18 protein-coding genes are annotated in these 15,840 nt (G+C 72.6%); 8 read left to right on the top strand and 10 right to left on the bottom strand.

Annotation, left to right across the window (positions count from 1 at the left end; genetic code table 11):
• Positions 1 to 189: 189 nt before the first annotated feature.
• Positions 190 to 1,857, top strand: coding sequence for a cytochrome c oxidase subunit I (gene ctaD, locus ACFYXS_RS29225; protein WP_389253489.1), 1,668 nt, complete (start codon positions 190 to 192; stop codon positions 1,855 to 1,857).
• Between the two features lie 22 nt (positions 1,858 to 1,879).
• Here the strand turns inward: ctaD and ACFYXS_RS29220 are convergent, their stop codons facing one another.
• The 3 genes from ACFYXS_RS29220 to ACFYXS_RS29210 form a co-directional block, all read right to left on the bottom strand.
• Entirely contained in the window at positions 1,880 to 3,160 is a 1,281-nt protein-coding gene (locus ACFYXS_RS29220; RefSeq protein WP_389253487.1) for a glycosyltransferase, read from the bottom strand.
• Positions 3,161 to 3,355: 195 nt separating this feature from the next.
• Positions 3,356 to 3,895: a transglycosylase family protein gene (locus ACFYXS_RS29215; protein ID WP_389253485.1), complete on the bottom strand. Its 540-nt coding sequence runs from the start codon at positions 3,893 to 3,895 to the stop codon at positions 3,356 to 3,358.
• A 114-nt stretch (positions 3,896 to 4,009) separates the two neighbouring features.
• Positions 4,010 to 4,642, bottom strand: coding sequence for a transglycosylase family protein (locus tag ACFYXS_RS29210; protein WP_389253483.1), 633 nt, complete (start codon positions 4,640 to 4,642; stop codon positions 4,010 to 4,012).
• A gap of 541 nt (positions 4,643 to 5,183) precedes the next feature.
• Here ACFYXS_RS29210 and ACFYXS_RS29205 point away from each other — a divergent pair.
• Both ACFYXS_RS29205 and ACFYXS_RS29200 read left to right on the top strand, forming a co-directional pair.
• A complete protein-coding gene (locus tag ACFYXS_RS29205; RefSeq protein WP_389253481.1) occupies positions 5,184 to 5,966 on the top strand; it encodes a hypothetical protein in 783 nt (260 codons plus the stop codon).
• 177 nt (positions 5,967 to 6,143) lie between these two features.
• Positions 6,144 to 6,395, top strand: coding sequence for a hypothetical protein (locus ACFYXS_RS29200; protein WP_389253479.1), 252 nt, complete (start codon positions 6,144 to 6,146; stop codon positions 6,393 to 6,395).
• A 22-nt stretch (positions 6,396 to 6,417) separates the two neighbouring features.
• On the opposite strand, the gene der is transcribed toward ACFYXS_RS29200, so the two are convergent.
• The 5 genes from der to aroH all read right to left on the bottom strand — a co-directional run bounded on the left by der (position 6,418) and on the right by aroH (position 10,875).
• Entirely contained in the window at positions 6,418 to 7,875 is a 1,458-nt protein-coding gene (gene der, locus ACFYXS_RS29195) for a ribosome biogenesis GTPase Der (RefSeq protein ID WP_389253477.1), read from the bottom strand.
• A gap of 75 nt (positions 7,876 to 7,950) precedes the next feature.
• Positions 7,951 to 8,610: a lysophospholipid acyltransferase family protein gene (locus tag ACFYXS_RS29190; protein ID WP_389253475.1), complete on the bottom strand. Its 660-nt coding sequence runs from the start codon at positions 8,608 to 8,610 to the stop codon at positions 7,951 to 7,953.
• A complete protein-coding gene (gene cmk, locus ACFYXS_RS29185; RefSeq protein ID WP_389253918.1) occupies positions 8,607 to 9,284 on the bottom strand; it encodes a (d)CMP kinase in 678 nt (225 codons plus the stop codon). The genes ACFYXS_RS29190 and cmk overlap by 4 nt, the downstream gene beginning before the upstream one ends.
• 146 nt (positions 9,285 to 9,430) lie before the next feature.
• A complete protein-coding gene (locus ACFYXS_RS29180) occupies positions 9,431 to 10,516 on the bottom strand; it encodes a prephenate dehydrogenase (protein WP_389253473.1) in 1,086 nt (361 codons plus the stop codon).
• Complete coding sequence (gene aroH, locus ACFYXS_RS29175; RefSeq protein WP_389253471.1) at positions 10,513 to 10,875, bottom strand: chorismate mutase; 363 nt, start codon at positions 10,873 to 10,875, stop codon at positions 10,513 to 10,515. Before aroH ends, ACFYXS_RS29180 begins: the two co-directional genes overlap by 4 nt.
• A gap of 110 nt (positions 10,876 to 10,985) precedes the next feature.
• Here aroH and ACFYXS_RS29170 point away from each other — a divergent pair, with 110 nt between their 5' ends.
• The 5 genes from ACFYXS_RS29170 to ACFYXS_RS29150 all read left to right on the top strand — a co-directional run bounded on the left by ACFYXS_RS29170 (position 10,986) and on the right by ACFYXS_RS29150 (position 13,993).
• On the top strand, positions 10,986 to 11,348 hold the full coding sequence (locus tag ACFYXS_RS29170; protein ID WP_389253469.1) for a DUF952 domain-containing protein: 363 nt from the start codon (positions 10,986 to 10,988) through the stop codon (positions 11,346 to 11,348).
• Between the two features lie 88 nt (positions 11,349 to 11,436).
• Positions 11,437 to 12,111: a hypothetical protein gene (locus ACFYXS_RS29165; RefSeq protein WP_389253467.1), complete on the top strand. Its 675-nt coding sequence runs from the start codon at positions 11,437 to 11,439 to the stop codon at positions 12,109 to 12,111.
• Positions 12,112 to 12,284: 173 nt separating this feature from the next.
• Entirely contained in the window at positions 12,285 to 12,881 is a 597-nt protein-coding gene (locus tag ACFYXS_RS29160) for a DUF6529 family protein (protein WP_389253465.1), read from the top strand.
• A complete protein-coding gene (locus tag ACFYXS_RS29155) occupies positions 12,878 to 13,264 on the top strand; it encodes a Rieske (2Fe-2S) protein (RefSeq protein ID WP_389253463.1) in 387 nt (128 codons plus the stop codon). Before ACFYXS_RS29160 ends, ACFYXS_RS29155 begins: the two co-directional genes overlap by 4 nt.
• An 18-nt stretch (positions 13,265 to 13,282) precedes the next feature.
• On the top strand, positions 13,283 to 13,993 hold the full coding sequence (locus ACFYXS_RS29150) for a DNA polymerase beta superfamily protein (protein ID WP_389253461.1): 711 nt from the start codon (positions 13,283 to 13,285) through the stop codon (positions 13,991 to 13,993).
• On the opposite strand, the gene ACFYXS_RS29145 is transcribed toward ACFYXS_RS29150, so the two are convergent.
• Together ACFYXS_RS29145 and ACFYXS_RS29140 are read right to left on the bottom strand one after the other, a co-directional pair.
• On the bottom strand, positions 13,952 to 14,941 hold the full coding sequence (locus tag ACFYXS_RS29145; protein WP_389253916.1) for an ADP-ribosylglycohydrolase family protein: 990 nt from the start codon (positions 14,939 to 14,941) through the stop codon (positions 13,952 to 13,954). The two genes, ACFYXS_RS29150 and ACFYXS_RS29145, sit on opposite strands and share 42 nt — an antisense overlap.
• A 20-nt stretch (positions 14,942 to 14,961) precedes the next feature.
• Entirely contained in the window at positions 14,962 to 15,738 is a 777-nt protein-coding gene (locus tag ACFYXS_RS29140; RefSeq protein WP_389253459.1) for a DNA polymerase beta superfamily protein, read from the bottom strand.
• Positions 15,739 to 15,840 lie beyond the last annotated feature (102 nt).

The raw sequence follows: 15,840 nt of genomic DNA, 5'->3' as shown, positions 1-15,840 counted from the left end.
TACTTTCGTTCGACCTCGTGCTCAACGGTGCCGGTACGCCGCCGGGAAACGGTCCGATGCGGTCACCCCCGGTCCCGGCACGCCCCGGCGGCTCCGTCCTGCGCCGTGGGCGAGGCGTGCCAGCAAGTCGCTTACCCCGGGCTACCGTGCACACACCGGCAGCAACTCCGATCACGAGGGAGCGCGCGGATGGGGACGTACGCGGCGCCGACCACCGACGAGCGGGTGCGGACGCCACGGCGGCCGGGGCGCCTGGTGGTCGACTGGCTGACCACCACCGACCACAAGAAGATCGGGCACCTCTACCTGATCACCTCGTTCTGCTTCTTCCTCGCGGCGGGCGCCATGGCCATGCTGATGCGCGCCGAACTGGCCCGCCCGGGGCTCCAGCTGATGACGAACGACCAGTTCAACCAGCTGTTCACGATGCACGGCACGATCATGCTGCTGCTCTTCGCGACCCCGACCTTCGCCGGCTTCGCGAACGAGATCATGCCGCTGCAGATCGGTTCCCCGGACGTCGCCTTCCCGCGGCTGAACATGCTGTCGTACTGGCTGTTCCTGTTCGGCGGGCTGATCGTGCTGGGCGGGCTGCTCACGCCGACCGGTGGCGCCTCGTTCGGGTGGTTCGCCTACGCGCCGCTGAACAGCCTGACCCGTTCGCCGGGGGTCGGAGCCGACATGTGGATCATGGGGCTGGCACTGGCGGGCTTCGGGACGATCCTCGGCGCCGTCAACTTCGTGGCGACCATCGTCGGGATGCGGGCGCCGGGCATGACGATGTTCCGGATGCCGGTCTTCACCTGGAACGTGCTCTTCACCTCGGTGCTGGTGCTGATGGCCTTCCCCGTGCTGGCGGCCTCGCTGCTCGTCCTGGAAGCGGACCGGCGCTTCGGCTCGCTGGTCTTCGAGCCCGCGAACGGCGGGGCGCTGCTGTGGCAGCACCTGTTCTGGTTCTTCGGGCACCCGGAGGTCTACATCATCGCGCTGCCGTTCTTCGGCATCATCACCGAGATCCTGCCGGTCTTCTCGCGCAAGCCGGTCTTCGGCTACGCCACCCTGGTCGGCGCGACGATGGCCATCACCGGCCTGTCGATGGTGGTGTGGGCGCACCACATGTTCGTCACGGGCGCGGTGCTGCTGCCGTTCTTCTCCTTCACCTCCTTCCTGATCGCGGTGCCGACCGGGGTGAAGTTCTTCAACTGGATCGGCACGATGCTCGGCGGCTCGCTCTCCTTCGAGACGCCGATGCTGTGGGCCGTGGGTTTCCTGGTGAGCTTCCTGTTCGGCGGGCTGACGGGGGTGATCCTGGCCTCGCCGCCGCTGGACTTCCAGGTCAGCGACTCGTACTTCGTCGTCGCGCACTTCCACTACGTGGTCTTCGGAACCGTGGTGTTCGCGATGTTCGCCGGCTTCTCCTTCTGGTGGCCCAAGTTCACCGGGAAGATGCTCGACGAGCGGCTGGGGCGGATCCACTTCTGGACGCTGTTCGTGGGCTTCCACACCACCTTCCTGGTCCAGCACTGGCTGGGGGTGGCGGGGATGCCCCGGCGGTACGCGGACTACCTGGCGGCGGACGGCTTCACCGCGCTCAACACGGTCTCGACGATCGGGGCGTTCCTGCTGGGCATCTCGACGCTGCCGTTCCTCTGCAACGTCTGGTACACCGCGCGGCACGGCGCGAAGGTGGAGGAGGACGACCCCTGGGGCTTCGGCCGCTCCCTGGAGTGGGCGACCTCCTGCCCGCCGCCGCGGCACAACTTCACGGCGCTCCCCCGGATCCGCTCCGACTCCCCTGCCTTCGACCTCCACCACCCGACGGTGTCGGGGCAGCCGGCACGGTCGGACGCGCGGTGACCGGGACGCCCGGCGTCCTGGGCTACTTCGCCCGCTTCACCAGCGAACGGCCCCGCCGGACCGCGCCCTTGGCGAGGTCCTTGCCCGCGTAGGCGGTGGCGAGCGCCAGTCCGCCGGCGTGCCGGCCCACGCCGCGCACCCGGCCCGCGGCCCCGGACCTGCGGTCCAGCAGCTCCTGGAAGAGGCCGGAGTACACATCGGCGATGCGGTGCGGATCGTAGTGGGCGCCCTTGAGCAGGGCGGCGCGGCCCATGCGCTTGCGGGTCTCGTCGTCGTTGATCAGCCGGAGCAGCGCCGCCGCCATGGCGTCGGTGTCGCGGGGCGGCACCAGCAGTCCGTCCATCCCGTGCTCGATGATCTCCCCCGGGCCGAGCGGGCAGTCGGTGCTGACCACGGGGACGCCGACCCGCATGGCCTCGACGATGGTCATGCCGAAGGACTCCAGCACGGAGGAGACGGCCAGGATCGAACCCTTGGCCATCTCGGGCTCGATCGGGGACACCGCTCCCATCATCGTGACGTGGTCGCCCAGCTCCAGCTCCTCGACGAGCCGGGTGAGCGAATCGCGCCGGTCACCGACGCCGTACAGGCGCAGGCCCCAGTCCGGGCGCTCCGCCCTGACCTTGTCGAAGGCCCGGATCAGGTCCTGGTACCGCTTCACCGGGGCGAGCCGGCCCGCGGCGACCACGAACTTGGCGTCCAGCGCGCCGGGCGCGACACCGGGGTCGGGCACGCTGTTCGGGATGCCCCGCACCACCACCCCCGGGAGCCGGAGTCTGCGCCGGTAGGCGTCCGCGTCGGCGTCGGTGGTGGTGATCACGGCGTCCAGGCGCGGGTAGAGGCGGCGCAACGCGAGCCGCAGCCGCACGGAGTGGGTGTCCAGGGTCAGGTGCTCCTGGGCGACCCGCACCATCCGCCGCGGCGCCTGCCGGGCGATGTGGGCGTTCAGGCCGGGCCGGGTGCCGATGACGACGTCGGCCTGCAGCCCCGCGAGATGGGCGGCGATGCGCTCGTCGGTGAGCGCGCTGTACTGCCCGTGGCGGGACTCCGCGGGCGGGAAGACGACGGCGGGCCGCTGGGCGAGCGGGTGTTCACCGTCGTACGTCCCGCTCTTCCGCCGCAGGTCGACCAAGTGGCTCAGCGGCACAGGGGGGACGGGTTCCAGCGCGGGCCGCGCCCGGTGCCGGAAGACCGAGACGATCTCCACCTCGTGCTGCTCGGCGAGCGCGGCCGCCAGGTTGAAGGTGGCGCGGATCGTCCCGCCGATGCCGTAGGCGTTGTGGATCAGGAATGAGATGCGCATGGGTCCTCGTCGTCGTCGCGGCTGCCGCGGACCGTCCGTCCGCCCAGTGCACACAAGACCGCGAACGGGCGTGCCACGTTGCCCGTCATCACAACCTCCCCGCACAGCTGTGACGAATCTGGTAGCCGGTGCGGCGCCACCCTGTGTTCACCCCATGTTGGCAGCCCGGCAAGGCACTTGTCGGCGAACGCCCGACTACGGCAGGCGGACCAGAGTCCCCGGGGCGAGCGGGGCCAGCGGGTCGGGGGCGACGGTCGCCTCGTTGAGGCGGATCAGCTCGGCGGCTCCTCCTGCGACGGAGAAGCGCTCGGCAACGCTCTGCAGGGTGTCGCCGGGCTGGACGGCGTGGGCACGGCCGTACAGTCCCAGCCGGCGCGAGCAGGTCGGCCAGGCCTGCCAGCCCTGACTGCGCAGGATCGCCTCGGCAACGGTGATCTGCTCGTCGGCGGAGGCCAGGTCGGCCCGGTCGGCGAAGTCCAGTCCGCCGAAGGAGACCCAGGTGGGCTGGTAGATCTGCAGGCCGCCGTAGAAGCCGTTGCCGCTGTTGGCTTCCCAGCGGCCGCCGGACTCGCACTGCGCCACGTCCTGCCAGACCGGGGCGTGCGCGACCGGATCCGCGAAGGCCCGTCCGCAGATCAGGGCGGGCCACAGGACGAGCAGTAAGGCCACGAGGCCGCGGGCGCCGGCTCCGGCGGCCGCGCGGTGACGGGGGGGCATGGAGGGCGTGGGGGACATGGGGGCACGCTAGGACCGGACGGCGGGGGCCGCGGTCCGCCGCGCCCGGTGGGCACGACGCCCACCCGGTCGGAGCACGACCGGGCGGGCGTGGTGCGGACGGGATCCGCGGCCTCAGACGGAGAGCCGCTGACCGGGGTAGATCAGGTTCGGATCCGCGCCGATCACCGAGGCGTTGACCGCGTACAGCTTCTTCCAGCCGGTGCCGTGGTCGGCCGCGATGCGGCTGAGCGTGTCACCGGGCCGAACACGGTAGTTGCCGTGCCCCTCGACCCGCTGGTGCCCGCGGTCGCTGTGGCGCGGCGCGGAGTGCCCGGGCGTCGTGGCGGCCTTGGGGGCCTTGCGTGCCGCCGGCGCCTTGCCTGCTGCCGGGGCCGAACCGCCGCCCGGCGCGCTGCCGTACGCCCCCGCACGGGCGGAGCAGGTCGGCCAGGCTCCCCAGCCCTGCGACCGCTGCACCTTGGAGGCGACGGCTATCTGCTGCTCCCGGCTCGCCCCTGCCGCGGTCGCCGCGTACGCGGTGCCGCCGTAGGCGCGCCAGGTACCGGCGGAGAACTGCAGTCCTCCGTAGTACCCGTTGCCGGTGTTGATGTGCCAGTTCCCGCCGCTCTCGCAGCTAGCGATGCGGTCCCAGACCCCGCTGTCGGCGGCCTTGGCGGGCCCCGCGGCGGCCAGGAGGGCCAGCGGGGTCAGCGCGGCGGCGCCGGCCAGCAGTGCGGTCTGTCGGTACTTGGCGTTTACGGCCATGGAATCCCTCTCCACGGACCCGGGCTTCCCCCATGGCGCCGTACGTCTCGTACGGGCCCTCGGCGGACAACAGCCCCGCGCATTGGACGCGGTGCCCCGTCCCCCTCGCTCGCTGAACGGCGGCTTGCTGATCCGCCGTCACCCTCCGTGCGAGCTCTCCCGGGTGGTGCTCTCTGCACACGGCGGGCAAATCTAGGCAGCGCAACCCCCCGCCGCCAAACAAATCCCCTTCGTTGCAGGCCAGTTGACGGTTACCTGGAGTAAGGACGCATTCAGGACACCCGATTGATCGGTGTTTATCAGTGCATGTCATCACAGGGAATATGCGCTGTGTGATGTCTTTCACATGCACATGGGGCCCGGGAAGGGCCATCGTTGGACATGGAGTGACCGGCTCCGCACGGCCGTTCACCCTGTGCACGCAGCAAGAGGAGTGCGAGCAAAGAAAGCCGTGACTCCCGCCACAGATCGGCCGTTGTCACTATGTGCCGGGCAAGGCCCGGCAGAGGAGCCCGTAGCCGTACATTCCAAGGAGGCTTTCGTGCCGCCCATGCTCGACGTCAGCGACGAGGTACGAGCCGAGATCGGCGATGAGGAGGCGGCTCGTCTGCTGGCCGGCGACAGCGCGCCGGGCACGTATGACTGCACCTCCTGCCGCACGCCCGGCGACACCTCGACGGAGCGCACCAGTACCGTGCTCTTCGTCGGCGAGGAGACCGCGGTGCTCGCCTTCGCGCACGCCACCTGCATCCCCTCCCAGGTCGTCCCGGTCTCGGAGGAGCAACTGCAGGGCGCCGTGCAGAGCATCTCCGGCAGCGAGGCACCCCGGCCCGCGGAGGCCGGCAGCGCGCCGCGCCAGGCGGTGCTCGGCATCACCTGCGGCCTGATCCTGGTCAAGGACCAGGTCTGCCCGGCCCTGGTCATCGAGCCCACCGGCCCGATCGCCCGGCCCGGCGAGAACAGCCCAGGCGGCCTCGGCGATGATTTCCTGCCGATCCTGATCGAGCAGGGCTTCCTGCCCGTCGGCGACCTCACCACACCGCCCGCCCCGCTGCCCGGCTGGTCCGTGCTGCTCGCCATGGGCCAGCTGCACGCGATCCTCCAGCCCGGCACGGCCGGCGCGTGGTGGCAGGCGCACCAGCCGCTCGCGGTGAGCGAGGGCTGGCGCGCGGCCGTCAACAAGTCCAACGAGGTGTACGTCTACGCCGCACCGCACGGCACCATCGGCCAGCAGCCCCGCGAGGACCTGCTGCGCGAGGCCCTGGAACGGGCGTGCGGACGCGGCGCACTCGTCGCGGCGACGATGCCCCTCTCCGGCACCTGAGCCGACCGGTCCCCGTCAAGGCGCGTACGGAAGTCCGTACGCGCCTTTGGCCTGTGCGGGTGTATATGCGTAATTCATCCGTACGAACCGCATCCCGCGACATTTCCTGATCGTTGGCACGACGTGCACACCTTTGACGCTTCCTCACGAGCCCCGTACCGCAGCCCGATCCCCCCCATGCGCACCGCGCAGGAGGCGTCCACGAGCGAGGGCACGCCGATTTACGACGCGCTCTACTCCGAGTACCGCAGGCTGTTCCGCACCCTCCCGGGTGACCGCACGGGCGAGGAGGAACTGCAGTTCAACGGCTTCGGCCCGCGTCATCTGCCGTCGTCCGCCGCCTACCGGGCAGGACGGCACCGCACCCACCACACGGGGCCGGCGGCCCTCCCCCCGGGCCTGCCCAACAACCGCCTCGGGGGCCTGTGAGGCAGGCCCCCGGGGCCGGACGTCACTTCTTGCGGCCGCGCTTCTCGCGGACCCGGACCGACACCTGGATCGGCGTCCCCTCGAAGCCGTACTCCTCGCGCAGCCGCCGCTCGACGAAGCGGCGGTAGCCGGCCTCCAGGAAGCCCGAGGCGAAGAGCACGAACCGCGGGGGCTTGGTGCCGGCCTGGGTGCCGAAGAGGATGCGCGGCTGCTTGCCGCCCCGGATCGGGTGCGGGTGGGCGGCGACCAGTTCGCCCAGGAAGGCGTTGAGACGGCCGGTGGGCACCCGGGTCTCCCAGCCCGCGAGGGCGGTCTCGATGGCGGGGACGAGCTTCTCCATGTGCCGCCCGGTCTGGGCGGAGACGTTCACCCGGGGCGCCCACTGGATCTGCACGAGATCCTTCTCGATCTCCCGCTCCAGGTAGTAGCGGCGCTCCTCGTCCATCAGGTCCCACTTGTTGTAGGCGATGACGATGGCGCGACCGGCCTCGACGGCCAGCGAGATGATCCGGGTGTCCTGCTCGGCCAGCGTCTCACTGGCGTCGATGAGGACGACCGCGACCTCGGCCTTCTCCAGGGCGGCGGCCGTGCGCAGTGAGGCGTAGTAGTCGGCGCCTTCCTGGAGGTGGACCCGGCGGCGGATACCGGCGGTGTCCACGAACTTCCAGGTCTTGCCGCCGAGCTCGATCAGCTCGTCGACCGGGTCGCGGGTGGTGCCGGCGATCTCGTTGACGACGACGCGCTCCTCGCCCGCCACCTTGTTGAGCAGGGACGACTTGCCGACATTCGGACGGCCGATGAGCGCGACCCGGCGCGGGCCGCCCACCAGGTTCCCGAAGGTCTGCATCGGCGCCTCGGGCAGCGCCTCCAGGATGGCGTCCAGCAGGTCGCCGGTGCCGCGGCCGTGCAGCGAGGAGACCGCGAACGGCTCGCCGAGGCCCAGGTTCCACAGCAGCGCGGCATCCGCCTCGCCGGAGGGGCCGTCGACCTTGTTGGCGCACAGCACCACCGGCTTGCCGGCCCGGCGCAGCAGCTTGACGACGGCCTCGTCGGTGTCGGTGGCGCCGACCGTGGAGTCCACGACGAAGACCACCGCGTCGGCGGCCTCGATGGCGAACTCGGCCTGGGCCGCGACGGACGCGTCGATGCCGAGCACGTCCTGCTCCCAGCCGCCGGTGTCGACGACCTTGAAGCGGCGGCCGTTCCAGGTGGCCTCGTAGGTCACGCGGTCGCGGGTGACGCCGGGGCGGTCCTCGACGACCGCCTCACGGCGGCCGATGATCCGGTTCACCAGGGTCGACTTGCCGACATTCGGGCGGCCGACGACGGCCAGCACCGGCAGCGGGCCGTGGCCCGCCGCCGCGAGGTCACCCGCGACGTCGTCGAGGTCGAAGCCCTCCTCGGCGGCGAGCTCCATGAACTCGGCGTACTCGGCGTCGCCGAGCGCGCCGACTTCGCCGTACTCGTTCTCGATGTCCATGAAAGCTTCTCCGTCGATCGTCAAATGTGCGGGGCCCGGCAAGGGCCGTCTGCCCCAGTGTGGATCAGGGCGGCGCTACGACACGCGTCCCGTGCTGCGCCGGGCGTGGTCCAGATGGGCGGTCAGGTGCTTCTGGATGCGCACGGTGGCCGCGTCCAGCGCGGTGCGGGTGCGGCGTCCGCTGCCGTCCCCGGCCTCGAAGGGCTCGCCGAAGACGATGTCCACCTTGCCGCGCAGCGGCGGCAGGCCGCGGATCAGCCGACCCGGCCGGGTCGTGCCGAGCACCGCGACCGGCACTATGGGCGCGCCGGAGCGCACCGCGAAGTAGGCCAGGCCCGCACGCAGCTCGGCGAAGTCGCCCTCGCCGCGGGTGCCCTCAGGGAAGATCCCGAGCACCCCGCCGCGCTCCAGCACGCCGAGGGCGGCCGTCACGGCGGTGCGGTCGGTGCTGTGCCGGTCCACCGGGAGCTGGCCGATCCCGCGCAGGAACGGGTCCAGCGGCCCGATGAAGGCCTCTTTCTTGATCAGGAAGTGCACCGGTCGCGGCGACGTGCCCATGAGCACCGGACCGTCCACGTAGTGCGCGTGGTTCACGGCGAGGATCACCGGGCCGGACGCGGGCACCTGCCAGGCGCCGAGCACCCGGGGACGCCACAGGCCGTTGATGATCCCGATGCCGAGGCGGCGGCCGACGGCCACCCCCTTCGGCCCCGGGACGCCGGACGTGCCGCTCACGAAGCGTCCCGCTTCTCCCCGATCAGGGCGACGATGCGGTCGATCACCTGGTCGAGGGTGAGGTCACTGGTGTCGACCTCGACGGCGTCCTCCGCCTTCGCCAGCGGGGAGGTCTTGCGGCCGGAGTCGGCCGCGTCCCGGCGGACGAGGGCGGCCTGGGTGGCCGCGAGGTCCACCGAGGCGTTGCCGGCGGCCGTCAGCTCGCCGCCGCGGCGGGCGGCGCGGGCCTCCGGCGACGCGGTGAGGAAAACCTTGAGCGTGGCGTCCGGCAGCACCGTGGTGCCGATGTCCCGGCCCTCGACGACGATGCCGGCCGGCGCGTCCGAGGCCGCCGAGCGCTGCAGCTCCACCAGCCGCGCCCGCACCTCCGGCACCGCGCTCACGGAGCTCACCGCGCCGGTGACCTCCTGCGTGCGGATCGGGCCCGACGCGTCCACGCCGTCCACGGTGATCGTCGGGCCGGTCGGGTCCGTCCCGGAGATGATCACCGGCTTCTCGGCGGCCGTGGCCACCGCCGCCGCGTCGCCCACGTCCACCCCGTTGCTCAGCATCCACCAGGTCATCGCCCGGTACTGGGCACCGGTGTCGAGGTAGCTCAGCCCGAGCCGGGCCGCGACCGCCTTCGAAGTGCTGGACTTGCCAGTGCCCGAGGGGCCGTCGATCGCGACGATCACCGGATTCGACACAGTCGGGGGACCTTCCTTGTACGTGGAGCCTTGTGCTGCTGGCGAACGCCATCCCCACAAGGTTACCGGGCCACCCATTCGGCTCCGTACCACGTTTGTGCCACGGCCACCCGGACCACTCACGGGAGCCGGGTTCAGGCCCGCAGGTTCCAGCCCTTCTCGCGCAGGGCGGCGGACAGCCGGGCCGCGGCCGCGGGCTCGACCATGAGCTGGACGAGGCCGGCCTGCTGGCCGGTGGAGTGCTCGATGCGGACGTCCTCGATGTTGACGCCCGCGCGCCCGGCGTCGGCGAAGAGACGGGCCAGCTCGCCCGGCTGGTCGCCGATGAGGACGGCGACGACCTCGTAGGTCTTGGGGGCGGAGCCGTGCTTGCCGGGGACCTTGGCCTGGCCCGCGTTCCCGCGGCGCAGCAGGTCCTCGATGCCGCCGGCGCCGGACCGGCGCTTGGCGTCGTCGGCGGACTGCAGGGCCCGCAGCGACTCGACGGTGTCGGTCAGGTCGGCGGCGATCTCGGCGAGGACGTCGGCGACCGGCCCGGGGTTGGCCGAGAGGATGTCGATCCACATGCCGGGCTCGGAACCGGCGATGCGCGTGACGTCGCGGATGCCCTGCCCGCACAGCCGCACCGCGCTGTCCTCGGCGTTCTGGAGGCGCGCGGCGACCATGTTGGACACCAGGTGCGGGGTGTGCGAGACGAGCGCGACGGCGCGGTCGTGCGCCTCGGCGTCCATGACCACCGGCACCGCGCGGCAGAGCGCGACCAGTTCCAGGGCCAGGTTGAGGACCTCGGTGTCGGTCCGCGGGGTCGGGGTGAGCACCCAGGGGCGGCCCTCGAAGAGGTCCGCGGTGGCGGCGAGCGGGCCGGAGCGCTCGCGGCCGGACATGGGGTGGGTGCCGATGTACGAGGTCAGGTCGCAGCCGAGGGCCTCCAGATCGCGCCGCGGCCCGGCCTTGACGCTGGCGACATCGAGGTAGCCGCGGGCCCGCCCGCGGCGCTGCGCCTCGGCGACGGTGGCGGCCACATGGGCCGGCGGCACCGCGACGATCGCCAGGTCGACCGGGCCTGCGGGCGGCTCGTCGGTGCCGGCGCCGAGGGCGGCCGCGGTCCGGGCGGCGTGCGGATCGTGGTCCTCCAGGTGCACCTCCACGCCGCGCGCGGCCAGCGCGAGCGCGGCGGAGGTGCCGATGAGGCCGGTACCGATGACGAGGGCGGTCCTCACTGGGCGATGTCCTTGCGCAGGGCGGCGGCGGCGCCGAGGTAGACGTGGGAGATCTCGCCCTTGGCGAGGTCGCTCTCGACGTGCGCGAGGATCCGCACGACGCGGGGCATCGCGCCGGTGATGTCGAGTTCCTGCGCGCAGATCAGCGGCACGTCGGTGATGCCGAGCTTGCGCGCGGCGACCGCCGGGAAGTCGCTGTGCAGGTCGGGGGTGGCCGTGAACCAGACGCTGATCAGGTCGTCCACCGCGATGTCGTTGCGCTCCAGGATCGCGGTGAGCAGTTCCGCCACCTGTCCGTGCATGTGCTCCGCGTCGTCCCGTTCCAGCTGGACGGCTCCGCGGACCGCTCGTACCGCCACGTCCCTGCTCCCTGTGTCCTCGACCCGCACGTACCTGGTCAGCGTAGTCGGGGCGGCCGGGGCGCGGTGGACACGCCCGTCCCGCGAGACGGGCGCGGTACAACTTGGGCATGATCTACCACCTCGTTCCCCTGGACGACTGGCTGCGCGACCCGGACCGGCCGTACGCCCCCTCGTCGCTCGCCGAGGACGGTTTCGTCCACTGCTCGCCCGACGAGGACGTGGCACTCGCGGTCGCCGACGCCTTCTACCGGGGCACGCCGGGCCCGCTGATGGTGCTGCTGATCGACGAGCAGGCGCTGGAGGCCCGCGTGCTGTGGGAGGAGGCCGAGCCGGTGCCGCCGCCCGGCGTCCCGCGGGAGACGCGGTTCCCGCACGTGTACGGGCGCGTCAACCGCAGCGCGGTGGTCGGGATGCTGGAGGTGCGCCGGGACGGGGACGGCCGCGCGGTGGCGCTCGCGGTGTGGTCGTAGGCTCCGTTTTGTCCGAATACGCCCTGGACGCGGGGCGTGCCGTCCGCTTGCATGGTGCCTTGACCGCACGGCCGCGGGGGAGGCGGACATGCAGCGTTCCGGACCGCTCCACACGCTTCTCGCCGGGCTGGCGCTGGCGCTGATCATGCTGTCGCTCAACGCGACGACGGGGGACGTGGCCTCCTCGGCGCCCTCCACCTCGTCGGCGCCCTCGTCCGGGCCGTCGCCCTCACCAGGGGTGTCCCGCACGCCCCCCGCGTCGGCCGCACCGACGCCGCGGTCCTCCCCCGGTCGCGGCGCCCCGCCCGACGCCGACTACGCCGGCCGCACCGCCGACGGCGCGGCGAGCGTCGCCGTCGCCCTGCGCAAGGGCAAGGCGGTCGCCTACGTCTGCGACGGCCGCACCAAGGAGGCGTGGCTGCGCGGCGACCTCGGTGACGACGGTGCCCTGCGCCTGACCGACGGCCACGGCGCCCGCCTGGACGGCACCCTGCGGGGCACCACGATCAGCGGCGACGTCGCGCTGACCGGCCTGCGGCAGCCCTTCGAGGCGCGGAAGGCGGTCAAGCCGTCCGGCCTGTACCGGGCGACGGCCTCCGTGCGCGGCGCCAAGGTCGTGGGCGGCTGGATCGTGCTCCAGAGCGGCGCGCAGGTCGGGATCGTCTCGCGGGACGGCGAGCCGTCCGCCGCCCCGTCCATCGACACCGGGTCGGGCGCGGTGACCGTCGACGGCGAGCGGCTCACCGCACGGCCCATCCCCTGACCGTCGCCCGTCCCCTCCGTCCGACGGCGAGCCGTCCGCCGCCCCGTCCATCGACACCGGGTCGGGCGCGGTGACCGTCGACGGCGAGCGGCTCACCGCACGGCCCATCCCCTGACCGTCGCCCGTCCCCTCCGTCACCGTGCTCGTCCCGCAGGCAGGAGCAGGAGCGCCCCATGAGCGTGGACCCGAACGCCGCCACCACGTCCTTCCCGGTGCCGCCGCGCCGCGGCGCCGGTCTGCGCGCCGCCGCCGTCTACCTCGTGCCCGCCCTCACCGCCGCCGCGGTGGGGGTCGGGCTCGGCGCGTACGGCAGGCTGCACGACCCCGCGGGCACCGCCTTCAACCTCGCGGGTTTTTCGAGCACGGGCGCGGTCAAGTCGTGGCTGGCCACCTCGGCCTTCGTCTTCGCCCTCGTCCAACTGGGCTCCGCCCTGGCGATGTACGGCAAGGTGCCGGGGTTGCGCGCGCCCTCCTGGACCGGGGCGCTGCACCGCTGGTCGGGGCGGATCGCGTTCCTGCTGTCGGTGCCGGTGGCGGTGCACTGCCTGTACGCGCTGGGATACCAGACCTACAGCGCCCGCGTGCTGTGGCACTCGCTGCTCGGCTGCTTCTTCTTCGGCGCCTTCAGCGCCAAGATGCTGCTGCTGCGCGCCGAACGGCTGCCGGGGTGGCTGCTGCCGGTCGTCGGCGGGCTGGTCTTCACCGTGCTGACCGTGCTGTGGCTGACCTCGGCGCTGTGGTTCTTCCGCGCCAACGGGATCACGACGTGAGGCGGCGGGCGCTCCTGCTGTCCCTGGCGGCCCTGGCGGGGTGCGCCAAGTACGGCGACGAGAACACGCCACCGGCGGCACCGCCCGGCGGCGGGGGCGAGGCGCTGGTCCGCACCTCCGCGGTGCCCGTCGGCGGCGGCACGGTCCTCACCGACCGGAAGATCGTGGTGACGCAGCCGGCAGCCGGCGAGTTCAAGGCGTTCTCCGCGGTCTGCACGCACCAGGGCTGCGTGGTGAAGGACGTCTCGGGCGGCACGATCAACTGCCCCTGCCACGGAAGCAAATTCAAGGTCGCCGACGCCTCGGTGGCCGCCGGGCCCGCGCCGCGGCCGCTGGAGCCGCGGCCGGTCACCGTGAAAGCGGGTGAGGTCCGGCTCGCCTGACGCGTACGATCGCGCCCCATGCACGACCACGACCTCGTACGCCACCACACCGTCTACGCCTGCGTCATGGGCTCCCGGGCCTTCGGCCTGGCCACCGACGGCAGCGACACCGACCGCCGCGGGGTCTTCGTCGCGCCCACCGCGCTGTTCTGGCGCTTCGCCAAGCCCCCGACGCACGTCGACGGTCCCGCGCCGGAGCAGTTCTCCTGGGAGCTGGAGCGCTTCTGCGAACTGGCCCTGCGCGCCAACCCCAACGTCCTGGAGTGCCTGCACTCCCCGCTCGTCGAGCACACCGACGCGACCGGGCGCGAACTGCTGGCACTGCGCGGCGCCTTCCTGTCCCGGCAGGTCCACGAGACCTTCACCCGCTACGCCCTGGGCCAGCGCGGGAAGTTGGAGGCGGACCTGCGCAACCACGGAGCGCCGCGCTGGAAGCACGTGATGCACCTGCTGCGTCTGCTGGTCTCCGCGCGCGACCTGCTGCGCACAGGAGAACTGCGGGTCGAGGTCGGTGACCTGCGGACACGCCTGCTGGAGGTCAAGCGCGGCGAGGTCACCTGGCCGGAGGCCGAGTCCTGGATGAACCGCCTCCACGAGGAGGCGGCCGCCGCGGCGGCACACTCCCCGCTCGCGGCCGAGCCCGACCGGGCGCGTGTCGAGGACTTCCTCGTACGCGTCCGCCGGGCGTCAGCCGCTGCCGCCGTCCCAGAGGTCGCCGAGGGCCATTAGCTCCTCGTGGTACTCGATCCGCGCCACCCATTCCTGCGGCCACGCCGCCAGGCCCAGATGGGCGCCCGCGAACGCCCCAGTGAGGCACGCGATCGAGTCCGAGTCACCGGACGTGCACGCGGCTCGGCGGACCGCCGTCAGCGGCTCCTCCGGGAAGAGCAGGAAACACAGCAGTCCGGTCGCCATGGCCTCCTCGGCGATCCAGCCCGCCCCCGTGGCCAGGCACGGGTCCGCCTCCGGGTCGGGCGCCGCGAGCGCCGCGTCCAGGCGGTCCAGGACCTCAAGGCACTCGTCCCAGCCCCGGCGGACGAAGTCGGCGGGGCTGGGGTCGTGCGCGAACCGCCACAGGTCGCCGAGCCACCACTCCTGGTACGTCCCGCGGCTCGCGCTCGCGTACCCCCGCAGCAGCGCGGGCAGTTCGCCCGGCGTCGCGCCCTGGGCGAGCACGTGCACGGCGTAGGCGGTCAGGTCGCTCGCCGCCAGCGCCGTGGGGTGCCCGTGGGTCAGCGCGGCCTGCAACTGGGCGGCGCCGGCCCGCTCGCCCTGCGTGAGTCCGGGGACGAGGCCCGCGGGCGCGACGCGCATGTTGGCCCCGCAGCCCTTGGAGCCGGTCTGGCTGGCCTCCTGCCAGCGCCGGTCCTGGTGGTCCAGCTTCTCGCAGGCGACCAGGCAGGTGCGGCCGGGGGCGCGGTTGTTGTCGGGCGAGTGGTACCAGTCGACGTACTCCTCCCGCACCGGCGGGGCGAGCCGGGACGGGCTGAGCGGGCCGCGGTCCATCGCGGTGCGCAGACCGCGCCCGAAGGCGAGCGTCATCTGCGTGTCGTCCGTGACGAAGGCCGGGCGGGGCAGCTCCATGGAGCGCCACGGCCCGCACTTGGCGAGGATCGCGGGGACGTCGTTGAACTCGGTCGGGAAGCCCATCGCGTCGCCGATGGCGAGTCCGGCCATCGCCCCCGCGGCCGGCCGCTTCACGCCGCCGCCAGCCGGGTGCGGACCACCAGGTCGTGCAGCGCGTCGTACGCGGTCGGCTCCGCGGGCAGGCGGGAGGCCTGCTCCGCGTCGTCCAGGGTGGCCTGGAGGGCCTCGACGTCGGTACGCACGCGGCGCGGGTCGAGGTCCATGGCGAGGCCGTGCTCGGCGTGCGCCTTGTCCCGGATGAGGTCGCGGACGTACTCCGGGGCGGCGAGCTGGTCCAGCAGGGTCGGCAGATGGGCCTCGACGGCGCCGGTGCGCATGAGGTGGATGCCGGTGAGCAGGACGCGGAACGTGTAGAGCAGCGGCTTGAGTTCGCCGGTCTTCTCGTACAGCTCCCACTGGGTGCGGCCGAAGCCGCGGTAGTGGTGCGCGTGCCGGGAGGTGATGACGCCGGGCGCGAGGTCGACCAGGTGCGCGTGGACCCCGCTGGTGTGCACCACCAGCGGGGACAGCAGCTGCTCCAGGACGTAGCCGTTGCGGCGCAGCATCAGGCGCGCGAACTTCAGCAGGTCGTGGGTGACCAGGTCGAGTTCGACCCCGTCCTGCTCCCACATGCGGGTCTGCGTCTCCTCCCCCTCCCGCAGCCCTATGAGATCGGCCAGCGGCAGGAGGTGGACGCCGCGCACGTCCACGTCCGAGTCGTCGGAGGGGAAGCCGTACAGATGCGCCCCGGAGACGGTGGCGAACAGCAGCGGGTGCCCCTGCCGGGCGAGCACCGGGGTGAGTTCGGGCAGCCCGGCCTCGCGCAGCCGCTCGGCGTGGATGGTCATCGCCCCATCCTTCCCGGAGGCGTGGCCCGCGGGAAAGTGTTTATGGGATGAGAAGTCGATCAGAACCGACGGCATCTCGGCAGGAGCGCCCTCGCCTCGGGA

Source organism: Streptomyces sp. NPDC002574 (assembly GCF_042889545.1).
Taxonomy (GTDB): Bacteria; Actinomycetota; Actinomycetes; order Streptomycetales; family Streptomycetaceae; genus Actinacidiphila.
The sequence above is the reverse complement of the archived record's forward strand: the minus strand, read 5'-3'. Positions and strand labels throughout refer to the sequence as shown.

Coding starts and splice junctions, on each gene's coding strand:
- der (WP_389253477.1), bottom strand. CDS start 7,875: ATGGACATCGAGAACGAGTACGGCGAAGTCGGCGCGCTCGGCGACGCC.
- ACFYXS_RS29150 (WP_389253461.1), top strand. CDS start 13,283: ATGCACGACCACGACCTCGTACGCCACCACACCGTCTACGCCTGCGTC.
- ACFYXS_RS29170 (WP_389253469.1), top strand. CDS start 10,986: ATGATCTACCACCTCGTTCCCCTGGACGACTGGCTGCGCGACCCGGAC.
- ctaD (WP_389253489.1), top strand. CDS start 190: ATGGGGACGTACGCGGCGCCGACCACCGACGAGCGGGTGCGGACGCCA.
- ACFYXS_RS29160 (WP_389253465.1), top strand. CDS start 12,285: ATGAGCGTGGACCCGAACGCCGCCACCACGTCCTTCCCGGTGCCGCCG.
- ACFYXS_RS29165 (WP_389253467.1), top strand. CDS start 11,437: ATGCAGCGTTCCGGACCGCTCCACACGCTTCTCGCCGGGCTGGCGCTG.
- ACFYXS_RS29140 (WP_389253459.1), bottom strand. CDS start 15,738: ATGACCATCCACGCCGAGCGGCTGCGCGAGGCCGGGCTGCCCGAACTC.
- ACFYXS_RS29210 (WP_389253483.1), bottom strand. CDS start 4,642: ATGGCCGTAAACGCCAAGTACCGACAGACCGCACTGCTGGCCGGCGCC.
- ACFYXS_RS29220 (WP_389253487.1), bottom strand. CDS start 3,160: ATGCGCATCTCATTCCTGATCCACAACGCCTACGGCATCGGCGGGACG.
- ACFYXS_RS29200 (WP_389253479.1), top strand. CDS start 6,144: ATGCGCACCGCGCAGGAGGCGTCCACGAGCGAGGGCACGCCGATTTAC.
- ACFYXS_RS29215 (WP_389253485.1), bottom strand. CDS start 3,895: ATGTCCCCCACGCCCTCCATGCCCCCCCGTCACCGCGCGGCCGCCGGA.
- ACFYXS_RS29145 (WP_389253916.1), bottom strand. CDS start 14,941: ATGGCCGGACTCGCCATCGGCGACGCGATGGGCTTCCCGACCGAGTTC.